8 protein-coding genes are annotated in these 12,551 nt (G+C 65.5%); 5 read left to right on the top strand and 3 right to left on the bottom strand.

The features are described from left to right. Nucleotides 1–19: 19 nt before the first annotated feature. Nucleotides 20–361 carry a rhodanese-like domain-containing protein gene (locus ACQR1I_RS09410; protein WP_434864344.1) on the top strand — a complete coding sequence of 114 codons (342 nt, stop codon included), beginning with the start codon at nucleotides 20–22 and terminating at the stop codon, nucleotides 359–361. A 55-nt stretch (nucleotides 362–416) separates the two neighbouring features. Here the strand turns inward: ACQR1I_RS09410 and ACQR1I_RS09405 are convergent, their stop codons facing one another. From ACQR1I_RS09405 to ACQR1I_RS09395, 3 genes are all read right to left on the bottom strand, one after another. After that, entirely contained in the window at nucleotides 417–1,049 is a 633-nt protein-coding gene (locus ACQR1I_RS09405) for a DsbA family protein (protein ID WP_434865104.1), read from the bottom strand. 17 nt (nucleotides 1,050–1,066) lie between these two features. Then, complete coding sequence (locus tag ACQR1I_RS09400; protein WP_434864343.1) at nucleotides 1,067–3,166, bottom strand: protein-disulfide reductase DsbD family protein; 2,100 nt, start codon at nucleotides 3,164–3,166, stop codon at nucleotides 1,067–1,069. 166 nt (nucleotides 3,167–3,332) lie between these two features. Further along, complete coding sequence (locus ACQR1I_RS09395; RefSeq protein ID WP_434864342.1) at nucleotides 3,333–3,710, bottom strand: hypothetical protein; 378 nt, start codon at nucleotides 3,708–3,710, stop codon at nucleotides 3,333–3,335. A gap of 1,373 nt (nucleotides 3,711–5,083) precedes the next feature. Here ACQR1I_RS09395 and ACQR1I_RS09390 point away from each other — a divergent pair. The 4 genes from ACQR1I_RS09390 to ACQR1I_RS09375 all read left to right on the top strand — a co-directional run bounded on the left by ACQR1I_RS09390 (nucleotide 5,084) and on the right by ACQR1I_RS09375 (nucleotide 12,549). Continuing rightward, nucleotides 5,084–8,482, top strand: coding sequence for a DEAD/DEAH box helicase (locus tag ACQR1I_RS09390; RefSeq protein WP_434865103.1), 3,399 nt, complete (start codon nucleotides 5,084–5,086; stop codon nucleotides 8,480–8,482). Between the two features lie 514 nt (nucleotides 8,483–8,996). Then, nucleotides 8,997–9,140: a hypothetical protein gene (locus tag ACQR1I_RS09385; RefSeq protein ID WP_434864341.1), complete on the top strand. Its 144-nt coding sequence runs from the start codon at nucleotides 8,997–8,999 to the stop codon at nucleotides 9,138–9,140. Between the two features lie 873 nt (nucleotides 9,141–10,013). Beyond that, complete coding sequence (locus tag ACQR1I_RS09380) at nucleotides 10,014–11,252, top strand: thiolase family protein (protein WP_434864340.1); 1,239 nt, start codon at nucleotides 10,014–10,016, stop codon at nucleotides 11,250–11,252. 4 nt (nucleotides 11,253–11,256) lie between these two features. Then, a complete protein-coding gene (locus tag ACQR1I_RS09375; protein ID WP_434864339.1) occupies nucleotides 11,257–12,549 on the top strand; it encodes an acyl-CoA dehydrogenase family protein in 1,293 nt (430 codons plus the stop codon). Nucleotides 12,550–12,551: the final 2 nt, after the last annotated feature.

Raw genomic sequence — 12,551 nt, 5'->3', positions numbered from 1 at the left:
CAGTCGAGAGGTTCATCCAATGCTGGCAGGATTGTTCAACAAGCTGACGGGATCGACCAGCGTGCCGGCGATCGAGCACGACGAACTGGTCAAGGCGCATCAACAGCGCAGCTGCGTCATCGTCGACGTCCGCGAGCCGCACGAGTTCAAGGGCGGCCACATCCCGGGCGCGATCAACCATCCGCTGTCACGATTCGATCCGGACAGCCTCGTGCACGACAAGCCGGTGATTCTGATCTGCCAGGCCGGCGGCCGCTCGGCCACGGCATTACGGCGAGCGCTGGCGGCGGGGCGGCAGGACATCCGCCACTACGCCGGCGGCATGAGCCGCTGGCGCGCGCATGGCGGGCCGGTCGCCTAGGGGGCCGGTCCGGATCGGCTGAACATAACGCCAGCGTCGCGTTTGACGACGGACGTTACTTCCGCGCCGCTTTTCGTGCGTCGGCGATGGCCTGCTTAAAGGCTTGCGCGTTGGGCGCTCCGGGTACGCGGAAGCGGCCGATGATGAAGGCCGGGGTGCCCTGGAAGCCCAGGCCCATGGCCTGCTCGTGGTTGCGGGCGAGGACGGCGTCGATCTCCCTGGCTTTGGCGGTGAGATCGGTCTTGGCGCGGACAAGGTCGACCCCGGCAGCAGAGAGCGCTGCGTCGGCGTTCGCCTCGGAGAGCTTTTCTTTGAGCGAGATAAGCGCTTCGTGGGCTTCGGCGAACTTGTCCTGGTACTTCGCCGCCAGCGTCAGGCGCGCGGCGTAGATCGACGCGCCGCCGAAGATCGGCCAGTCCTTGAAGACGAGACGGACGTGACCGTCATCGCGAACCACCTTCGCGAGCTCAGGGCTGATCTTGCGGCAATACGGACATTGATAGTCGAAATACTCGACGATCGTGATGTCGCCGTCGGCGTTGCCGAGGACGGGAATGGCGGGGTCGCGCAGGATGCGCGCCTCGCTCAGGATGTCCGTGTCATCGTCCTCGGCACGGGCGGCAATCGGAAGCAGGGTGGTCATCAGCAGCGCGAGCATCGGGAGCGCTGCGGCAAGCCGCCTTGTCATCGTGACGTTGGTCCTGGTCATGTCTTGTCGTTCTCCGGTTGGGGATTGGTTGATGCAGCATTGAGGGCGTCGAGCACGATCTGCGGTGTGAGCAATTCGGGCAGCACGATGCCGGCGGGCGCGCCGGGGCCGAACACGGCGTTGAACGGCAGGCCGTAGCGGCTGAAGGATCGCAGATAGGCCGCGATCTTATTGTCGTGTGAGGTCCAGTCCGCCCTGACCGCAACGACATCAGACGCGAGACGGCTGCGCACGGCGGCGCTGTCGATGACCAGCTTTTCATTGACCTTGCACGTCACGCACCAGCTGGCGCTGATGTCGACGAACACGGTATGGCCGGCGCGGACCTGGGCCGCGATGTCTGTCGGCACCAGCGGCTGCCAAGCGATTCCGTCCGACCATGCCGGGCCGTCCGGAGGCCTGATCACGGTGGCGGCGGCCAGCACCAGCCCCATCGCGACGATGACGCCAGCGCCGACGACCGTTCGCCGCAACGGAAAGCGCAGCATCGCCAGGATCAGCGCGGGTACGAGCAAGACCGCGGCGAGCACGGCCGCGCTGGCCATGCCGCTTATGTCTGCGAGCACGCGCAGCAGCCAAGATGCCGTTGCGATCATCGCGAGCGCGGCAACGGCGCGCAGCGTCAGCATCCAGCGGCCCGGCCGAGGAAACAGCGCGGCCAGTCGCGGCGCGGCTGCGAGGCCCAGATAGGGCGTGGCCATGCCGAGCCCGAGCGCGGTGAACACCAGCAGGATCTGCGGTGCAGCCTGCGACAGTGCAAACGCGACGGCGGTGCCGACGAAAGGAGCCGAGCAGGGCGTGGCGAGCAGCGTCATGACGAAGCCGTTCAGGGCGTGGCCTGCCATCGTGTTGTGGCCGGTGGCGCCGCCGAGCCGGCCGGCGATCCACCAGGGCAGGTGGATCTCGAACAGGCCGACCAAGTTGGCGCCGAACGCGGCGAGCACGACGATCATCGCGATGAGGAAGGCCGGCTGCTGGAAATGCAGCCCCCAGCCGACTTCCGCGCCCGCGCTTTTCAGGGTGGAGAGGACGAGGGCGAGAGTCACGAATGACGCGATGATGCCGGCGGCGGTTGCCAGGAAAGCCGGACGCCGCGACGGCGCGTGGGCCGGATCGTGATCGACCAAGGAGACGAGCTTCAACGACAACACCGGAAATACGCAGGGCATGAAGTTGAGGATGAAGCCGCCGAGCAGCGCCACGCCGAGGATGCTCCAGATCGACGCCGCAGGGGCATGCGGCGTTGCCGTTGCTGACTTCGCGGCGACAGCATCAGCGTCCACGGGGAGCACGGCTTCGATCGACCGGTCACCGTCGACCAGCGTGACCCGCAACCGTTGTCCAGGAGCAGTCCGATCGAGGCCCTGCACCGGCACATTGATCATAACGGCACCGTCCGAGCCGTTGCTGACTTGGACGCGACCGCCGGACACGGCGTCATTGCCATCGACGAAGACGTCAGGCGCGCGCAGCGGCGGCGTCGCCCGGGCCTCGAGACGCAGCTGCGGTTTGGGCTGGCGGTCGATGCGCAGCGTGGTGATGGAAAGGCCGGGCGCCGTCTCGCGCGGCACGCTCTGCCGCCACTCCTCGATCAGCGCCTGATCGTTCGGCCGATGTGAGGGCACCGGAATGTCGGCCTCGAGTTGTGTCTCCTGCTGGGTGCAGATGACCGAGCAGACGAACAGGACCGCCTTCAGCTTGAGATGCGCCGGCGCCGCTCCATCCCGAAGCCGCACCCGCAACGGGAATAACACGTGCTCGTCATAGCCGAACGTATCGATGTCCTGCTCGCTGAAGCGGCGGGGCGCCGGCCATTCGACCGTGACATCAGCGACATTGGCCGACCCGGTCCAGTCGAACTCGGGCGGCGCGCCGGCGTCCCCGGCGGCGCGCCAATACGTATGCCAACCGGCGTCGAGCCTGACGTCGAGGCCAGCCCAGGCGGTCGTCACACCGCTGTCGGTGCGTGCGACGTCGCCGACCAGCAGGCGCGTGGCGAGGTTCGGTTGAGGCCGTGACGCGCCGGCGCTCGCGGCCGTCGTCGCAACAAGCGCGCCCAGCAGCAGGCCGAGCCAGCCAAGATGGCGGATGGACATGATGATCTCCCTGCGCGGTCGGCGCATGTCACAAGCGGTCGTGCGACGCAGTTCGACGCAGAGCGGCCCGAAGACGAGGCCGCGCTACTCGATCCGTTCGATGCGCGATCGATGATGGAATTTCGCTCGCCCGGGCCGCAGCGTTACGCTGCGCGCGAAACGATGATCAGGAGCGGCGACAGGGAGGACGGTAGGGCGAGGACGCGTGGCATTGCGTCGTCAGCGCGTCATGCTGGGGATGCCACGACAGCGTCCGCGAGGCGGCCATCGGCTGCGCCGTTGCGCGGTCATCCGCGGGGAGGGCGGTGAGGCTCGCCGCGGCGAAGGGACAGACGTTGATGGTGCCAGGGAGCACGGCCTTCCGGCACGGCTTCGGCGCAGGTGTCGTCGTCGACGACCATTGCTGCGTCCGGATGCCGTCAGCCGTTGCCGCCGCGGCGGTATCGAGCGTGCCGAGCAGCGGAACCAGGCTCATGGCGACCGCGACCAGCGCCGCCACGAGGCGGCGGGGCAGCACGGGCACCTTGAAACCAAATCGCCTCATCTCGGCTCTCGTCTCCAGCGCAGACAGGTCGCGCGGACCGCTCGTCTTTGGCAACTGACATCTTCGTGACGCTGGGTCCCGCGCAACTGACGATGAGGCCGTCCGCGATGTCATAGCGCGTCGGCGCCTTGAGAAAGGTCTTTCCGCCTTCGTCGGTGGGAGGAAGATGTCGAGCGCGGATGTTCACCTGCGGCGAGGGAATGATCAGCCGCAGCATGTCGAGCGTCCTGTCATCGTTTTGCCTGACGGAATGCCAGAGTCGATCGTGTTCGGCTTGATTTGCGACTATGCTGACGCAATGTCGGCGCTTATTCAGCCGCGATGTCAGTGTCCGACAGTAAAGCCGGACGCAATCGCGGCGGCGATCAAGTCTGTTAAAATCGACACTACGGACGCTCATCTATGTTTTGCAAAGTTGGGAGAGAGGCTCGGTTTCATCTCGGGAGATCACCGTTCAGTCGAGGACTGAACTCGATTTGCGTTGAGAACAACCGCATCGTTCTTGAGCCGAAGGTGAATTTCATCAGGACGCGTTTGAAGATTGAAGCGCCGTCGGATCAGATGAAAGGTCACGATGCAACTGCAAGAAGACCTCCTGAGGTAATAGTGAAGTGCGCGATGCTCGTGGCGCTCGCCATCTAGACCCCGTCGTTGCCCGCTCGGCGAGCGGCTCACGACGGAGGCCCGGGCATCTAAGTCGTTCGTCGGGAGGATGACGACATGGATAGCTGCTACCGAGCATCGGCATGACGCTCGCAAGAGGGCCAAGTCACTGACGGACGCGTGGTCGTCCGCCGACTGACGATCTGCGGTACAAGTGATCCTTGCATGCCCCGCATGCGCCAACTGCCCGTCGTGCCAGTTTGTCGCGATCTTCTCCCTTGCCTTGTCGGGCAAATCAGCTCCACATTCTCGCGCATCCCGGCTCGCTGAAGAGGGACGTTTCGCGATCGTCACGAGCGTCGAGCCGGAAGATGCGATGGGCGCGTTGCTCTGCAGCCGGGTGTCACAGCCCGCGCCGACGGACGGAGCGAGGCGACGGCGAAATGGTGTGGTCCTGGCGTCCCGAAGCTGACGCCAAGCCGGCGGTGAGGATGATCCGCTGGCGACGGGGGCAAGACAGCCGGTCCCCGGGGAGAGCGCCTATAACCCGCAAAACCGTCGCGCAGGGAGGGCCGGATATTGGGCTGTACCTGTGGTTCTGCCGCGTGCTTATCTGCTGCACGCGGACCGCGGGTATCAGCCGATACCCGGTCTTCCCTGCGCCTCTTCTTCGAAGAAGAGGTTCACTCAAGAGAGCAACTCGGGCGGAGACCGCCGCGAGATGGCTCAGCCATGCCTGCTGTTTGAAACGCACAGCACGCGTCCGTACGATGGCGAAGCGAAGTTCAGATCCCGGGTGCCCTGGAGGATTCGAATCCGCTAATTATTATCCGATTCGCTGGGCTCGGCTCCCGGTGCCCTCAATGACACACGAGTTCTCATCTTTGCGCTCAGTCCTTCGCAATGCCCGCAGCTCAGTGCAGCGGAAGACGACCTCACCAAAGCACACCCCCGCACCGAAGACATCGGTTCCGCGCAAGAAGCTGGCGGGGGCGCCCAAGAAGGCGGTCGCGAGGCTTGCTGTGTCCTCCGCATCACCTTTGGGACTTTTGGCGCTGCACCTCATGGAGCAGTGGCAAGCGGCTGGCCGAAGCGGGCTCGTGTTTCTCGCCGAGAATGAGCGCAGAGCCGAACGGTTGGCGTCCGTCATTCAGGTGCTCGAGCCGGCGTGTGACGTGCTCGTCTATCCACGGCTGAACACCTTGCCGTTCGATCTGCTCGAGCCGTCGCGCGACATCGCGGGCCGGCGAAGCGCGGTGTTGAGACGTCTTGCGAACGCCAAGACGCCGTCGAGCAACAAGACACCGTTCCTGCTGATCACGACCGTCGAGGCGCTGATGGAGCGCCTTCCGCTGCCGGCGGATTGGTCGGGCAGTGGGATGCAGTTGCGGGTCGGCGGCGCCTATTCCGAACAGCAGCTCGAGGCTCGCTTTGGTGGGCTCGGATATGATCTTGACGACAGCCCGGACTATCCCGGCGGTGTGCTGTTCCACGGCAACACGTTCGAGATTTTTCCGGCCGGCGCGCGCGGCCCGTTCAGGATCGAGCATTCCGGCGGCAAGATGCGGCGGATTGCTGCCTTCAATCCGTTGGATCAGGAGGTGATCTCCGAGCTCAAGGAGCTTCAGATCGATCCGATGTCCGAGCGACTTGCGTTCAAGCAACGTGCTCGGAACAAGGCCAGCCTGTTCGATTACTGCACGCGAGCCAGGTGGATCGCCGACGCCGAAATCCCCAAGCATGCGGACATCTGGCTGAGCACGATCGAGGATGCCGCTCCGCGCGCCGAGCGTGATCGGGCGTATGTGAGCCGCCGCGAATGGGAGCAGGCGGCGAAGAAGATGACGCTGCTGTCGCCGACAGCGCCCTACCGGGCGACACCGGAGTTCTTCAAGGAAGCCGCGCCCCGAAAGGCGCTGCGCGCGTTTGTCGAGGATGCTCAGCGTGATGATGCGCGACTGGTGTTTGCGGCTGCAGTCGAGGCGGATCTGCGGCTCATGGCGACCATGAGCGGGATCAAGGCTGAGCGTGCCGCCGATTGGGCGCAGGTCACCGCGCGAGGCAGGCGGGAGACCGCCTTGCTGGCCGGCTTCGACGCCGGCTTTGTTGTTCCTGGACGGAAGCCGATTGTCGTCATCACCGCGTCCGATGTTCTCGGCAGCAGGGCGCATCAGCCGCAGCCTGTGAACTGGGCCTGGACGCCCGGCTTCGAATCTGTGGACCTGCCCGAGCTTGGATCGGTGGTCGTGCATCTGCAACGCGGATTGGCCAAGCTAGGTGGATTGCGCGCGATGGGCAGTGCCGGCGTCTCCGCGCGTGAGATGGTGCGGCTGGTGTTCGCTGGGAACGATGCCGTCCTGGTGCCGCTTGCGGAGCTGGCGCTGATCTGGCCGTACGCGGCTGAGCTCGGCAACACCTCGCTCGACAAAGCCGACGGCAGTTCATGGCGGCCGCGGCGGGCGGCAGCCGAAACCGAAATCCATGTTGTTGCCAAGGAGCTCGCCAAGCAGAGGAGCCTGCGCCGGCGGCGGCCGGCCCCGAAGCTGGTGCCGCGGCCGGCGGCCTACGAGAAATTCGTCGCGCGCTTTCCGTATTTCACCACGCCGGACCAGGCGCAGGCGATCCGCCAGGTTCTGGATGATCTGGCGTCAGGTCACCCGATGGACCGGATCGTCTGCGGCGACGTCGGCTTCGGCAAGACCGAGGTGGCGTTGCGCGCCGCTGCGGCCACTGTTCTGGCTGGAAAACAGGTCGCGATCGTCGTCCCGACCACCGTGCTGGCGCGGCAGCATGTCGAGACGTTCCGCAAGCGCTTTGCGGCGCTCGGCATCGAGGTCGGAAATCTGTCGCGGATCGCCTCGACCGCCGAGGCGCGCAAGGTGCGAGATGGCCTGAAGAGCGGAGACCTCAAGGTTGTCGTCGGCACGCTGTCGCTCGCATCGAAGGAGATCAAGTTTGCCGATCTCGGGCTGATCATCATCGACGAGGAGCAGCACTTCGGCGCGGCCGACAAGGCCATGTTGTCGAGCCTCAACAAGAACGGCCACCGACTGTGGATGAGCGCGACGCCGATCCCGCGGACGCTGGCAGCGGGACTGACCGGCTTGCGCGATCTCAGCGTGATTGCGACGCCGCCCGTGCATCGTGTACCGGTCGTGACCAAGGTGGCGCCGCTGTCGGACATCGCGATCGCGGCCGCTTTGGTGCGCGAGCATCGCCGCAATGGCCAGAGCTTTGTGGTCTGCCCGCGGATCCAGGATCTGGATCCTATGCTGGCTCGGATCCACGCGCTGGCGCCTGAACTGCGGGTCATTTCGCTCCACGGCAAACTGTCTGCAGACGAGATCGACGAAAGACTCATGGGGTTCGTCGAAGGCAAGGCGGACGTATTGCTCGCGACCAACATTGTGGAAAGTGGTCTCGATATCCCGCGGGCAAACACCATCGTCGTGTGCTGGCCGGAACGCTTCGGCTTGGCACAACTCCATCAGTTGCGCGGGCGGGTAGGGCGCAGCGGCATTCGGGCGTTTGCGCATTTCCTGACGGACGGCGGCTCAGACCGATCGGAGCAGCGGCTGTCCGTGCTCGAGGAGCTGACTCGTCCGGGCGCGGGATTCGACATCAGCGCGCGCGATCTCGACCTTCGCGGTGGCGGTGACATGCTGTCCGATCGCCAGTCCGGTCACGTGCAGGTGTTCGGCCCGACGCTCTATGGTCACTTGCTGACGCTGGCTTTGGAGGGCGACCGCGACGGGATGTCCGCTCTCTGGATTCCCGAGCTCAACCTGCCGATCGCCGAGCTGCTTCCCTCGGACTATGTGCAGTCGGAAGCGGTCAGGCTCGAGATCTATGCGCGGGCGGCGCGCTGCCGGACGGACGACGAGCTGGAGGAGCTCGAAGACGAAACGCAGCGCCGCTTCGGGACATTGCCCGCTGCGGCCGGCAACTTTTTCGCCGTGGCTAGGCTGCGGGTCAGCTGCCGGGACCGCGGCATCATGCGTCTGGATGTCGGGCCGGAGGCGATTGCCGCGACGCTGCTTCCGGGCAAGATCCGGAAATCATGTTCGCGCTTGCTGCAACGGGACGGCAATCGGGTCATTTTTACGGAGCGAAGTGGTGAACCTGCTCTGCAGAGGGTCGAACGGTTTCTGGATCTGCTGGACGATTAGCAGTCACGACGTGCGCATCCAAGTCGGATCGAGCTCTCTTCATCGACGCGGAGTTTGACTCCTGCCTTCTTTCCTAAGACGTCAATCTGCCGGTGTGCTGTGTGGGACCCAGACTCGCCGGCGATCGCGGCGAAGCGCTCGATCGAGACCATGGTCTTATCGTTGAAACTCTCAGGCCATTCGGCTTCGGATGAAGGTCCAGGCCGCCCGCTGGGCGGTTTTGACGCCGCGCTCCGCCAGCTCAGCTGTCAACTTCCGCAATGTGAGGGGACAGGAACGAATGCGTTTGCGCAACCAATCGGCATGGCGACCCACAACGGCCGCTTCTTGTGACCGCCGGGAATCCGCATTCCGATCAACAAACATGCTGGAACGGAGCAGCATACGGCCGAGGGCCGTTACGCATGCGCGCCGTTCAGCGATTATGGGGCGGCTGTTTGAAAGCCGGAGCCTCCGAGACGTCTCGCTTCCGAGACGCCTCGATGATCCCTGGTGCCCGAGATGCGGACGTCGGATGTGCGACGTCAACCGATCCGGAGCTGAATGGCCGTCACGCGGCGTCGGTCGCTACGACGTACTGGGTCTGGAATTCCTTCCCGGCGCGCTGAAAGGCGAGCGCCAGGCATTCCACGGCCTGAACGATGTTCTGGCGCGATGATTGGCCATCACCTGCATCCGGATTCTGGCAGCCCCCTTCGGCACCGCCGGGAATTCCACGAGATTGGCGATGAGATCGGTCTCCATAGCAGGCACCCGTGTCGCACGCAGCAGCCCGGCGGAGTTTGCTGAGAACGCTTGACGCTGAAGCAAAGAGTTTGCGTCTGCGCATTGTTGAAGACGTCTGGGCGCGCGGATGATGGACGTTGCCTTTGTCAGCACGATAGCACTCCAATGACTCGCCGCAAACGCGGCGCGTTTTTGACGAGCTCCTCGGCAATTGAGAGGCTTGAATCAGCTTCCGGTGAATTGGCGATCTTTAGATCTTCAATGGCTACGGTAGAGCGGACGCGACAGTTGAGAGGGCACTAAGGATTGGATCACGATCGCTAAAGCGCCGGGCCGTTCTATGCCGCAGCAGGCAACGTCGTCACGGTCCGGCGTTCGCTGATCTGACGTGGCGAATGACATCGCTGGTAGTGAGCAGCGACGCTTCTCCTGCCTCCGCCTCAGCAGTGTCGGGCATGTGTAAGCTGAGATGAAAGATTTCGACTAGCGAGGTGATCGGATAGGGCGGACGCTTTCACCGCTGAGGAGCTGGCTGGCACGGTGATTTTGCTAGCCCACGACACGGAAGGGGATGGATCGCAGTGTTCCGGCGATTCGTCCTTGATGTGCACAATCGCCGTCAGCAGAGCGCCGACATGGCGAAGCGACGCCAGAGAATGCAATGGCGCCTGGAGCGGGTGGTTCACTCGTCGTCCCTCGGTGACAACTCCCCCCTCGCGCAGGCCCCCCGACAAGAGGGGGCGACGGTGCCACCGGTGCGGCGCTAACGATCGCTGCAAATGGCTTGAGCCGTCGGGGAGGAAGCATGGGCGACATCTATGTCGCCGGGGTCGGCATGACCGTGTTCGGCCGAAATCCGGAAAAGCAGGTCTGGGACTTCGCCAGCGAGGCGTTCGACCTCGCGCTCGCCGACGCCGGCGCGGCGCCGGCTGACATCGAAACCGCGTTCTATTCGGGGCAGACGCAGGGCGCGCTGCAGGGCCAGTTTGCCATCCCCGGACAGGTCGTGTTCGCCCGGCTCGGACTATCAGGCCTCCCCGTCTACAACGTCGAGAACGCCTGCGCCTCAGGGACGAGTGCGTTCCAACTCGCAGTGCAGGCGATCCGCGCCGGGCAATGCGACGTCGCGCTCGCGCTCGGTGCCGAGAAGATGAACATTGCCGACAAGCTGCGCGCGATCCAGCTGTTCGAAGGTGGCTGGGACGTCGCGCAGGCCGAGGAGAACGCGGCGCGGCTGCTCGCGCTCGGGACCGGGATCGCGCCGCCCGAGGGCAGCGAGTCGAGCCGCCCCTACAGCCGCTTCATGGCGATCTACGCCGCCATGTGCCGGTTCTGGATGAGCGAATTCGGCACGACGCAGCGCCAAATCGCGGCCGTCTGCGCCAAGAACCACAATCATTCGGTCCACAATTCGCTTTCGCAATACCGGAAGCCCTTCACCGTCGAGCAGGTGCTGGCGGCCGATCCCATCACATATCCGCTGACCATGCCGATGTGCTCGCCGATCTCCGATGGTGGCGCGGCGGTGGTGGTCTGTTCGGAGGCGGGCCTCAAGCGGCTTTCGGGGTCGGCGCGCCGGGCGATCAAGGTTGCGGGAACGGCGATCGCGACCGCCACGCCGCGCGAACCCACGGATTTCGCCAGCGCCGTGTGCCGGCGCGCCGCCGACAAGGCCTATGCGGCAGCGGGACTGGGCCCCGATGAGGTTTCGGTGGCGGAGGTCCATGACGCCACCGCCATGGGCGAGATCATGGCCGTCGAGTATTTGCGGCTCGCCGAGATGGGCGCGGGCGGTGCGGCTGCCGAGCGCGGCGAGTTCACCCTCGGCGGTCGCGTGCCGGTGAACCCCTCGGGCGGGCTCGAATCCAAGGGGCATCCGATCGGCGCCACCGGGCTTGGCCAGATCGCCGAGCTGGTCACGCAACTGCGTGGCGAAGCCGGCGCGCGGCAGGTCGAGGGCGCGAAGGTCGCACTGCAGGAAAACGGCGGCGGCCAGGTCGGCTACGAAGAGGCCGTCGTCACCGTCAATCTGTTCACGAGGTGACGCCATGACTACGCACGCGATACCTTGGCCGCACATGGAGCTGTCCGGCTTCGACGCGAGCCTGTCGCCCGAGGAGCGGAGCGCGCAGGCGGGGCTGCGCCGCTTCGCCGCCGAGGTCATGCGTCCGATCGGCCGCGCGCTCGACAAGATGGATCCGGATGCGGCCTACGCGCCGGGCTCGCCGTTCTGGGACTTTCACAAGGCCTTTGCCGGCCTCGGCGTCGGGCCGGAGGCGACGACGAGCCTGGAGCCGGCAGCGGCGGCGCGGCTCGAAGGCGTCGTGATCGCCGAACTCGGCTGGGGCGATGTCGGTCTCGCGGTCTCGGCCGGTGCCGGCGAGATGCCGATGCGTGCCTCGCTCGCCAGCGGCAGAAGCGAGCTCGTCGAGATGTGCCAGGGCATGCTTGGCTGTTGGATCGCGACACAGCCCGACCGCGGCTCGGACGGGCTCACCCTCTATGCGCAGGAGCGCGCCGCCGGCGCCAAGGGCAATGTCGGCAATCTGACCGCGCGGTTCGTCGGCGACGAGATCGTGATCAACGGGCAGAGCTCGTCCTGGGTGTCGAACGGCTACGTCGCCGAGGTCGGGCTGCTCGACATCGTCGCCGATTACGGCGATGGCTACCACGCCGCGAACGGCGACACGTTCGGCTGCAACATCGTCGTGCCGCTCGACCTCAAGGGCATCACGCGGGGCAGGCCGCTGCGCAAGCTCGGCAAGCGGCCGCTGCCGCAGGGCGAGATCTTCTTCGACGACGTGCGCGTGCCGCGCCGCTTCGCGGTGGCCACGCGCGACGACTACGAGATCAAGCATGCGATGGCCTGGGCGCATGCGGGCACGGCAATGAGCCACGTCTCGACCGGCCTCGCGCGTGCCGCCTTCGAGATGGCGCTCAACCATGTCAACCAGCGCCGCCAGGGCGGGGCGCTGCTCGCAGATCTCCAACTCACGCAATACCGGCTCGGCGTCATGGGCGCCAAGGTCGAGGCGATCAAGGCGATGGCCCGCCACGTCGCGGACTACACGCGGCTGTCGCCCGCGCCGCATCCCTATTTCACCGCCGCCGGCAAGGCGTTCTGCAGCTCCGAGATGTTCGCCGTCTGCAACGAGGCGCTGCAATTGTTCGGCGGCGTCGGGCTGACGCAGGACTATCCGATCGAGAAGCTGCTGCGCGATGCGCGCGCCATGCAGATCGAAGACGGCGAGACCAGCCTGCTGTTCATGCACTTCGGCTTCCTGATGGCGCAGGTCAACCGCCACGCCGGCTGGGGCGCGGAAACAAAAAGCAGACCCTAACG

It is taken from the genome of Bradyrhizobium sp. HKCCYLS2038, from assembly GCF_051167655.1.
Classification (GTDB): domain Bacteria; phylum Pseudomonadota; class Alphaproteobacteria; order Rhizobiales; family Xanthobacteraceae; genus Bradyrhizobium.
Note: the sequence above shows the minus strand (reverse complement) of the source record. Positions and strands in the feature narration are given on the sequence as shown.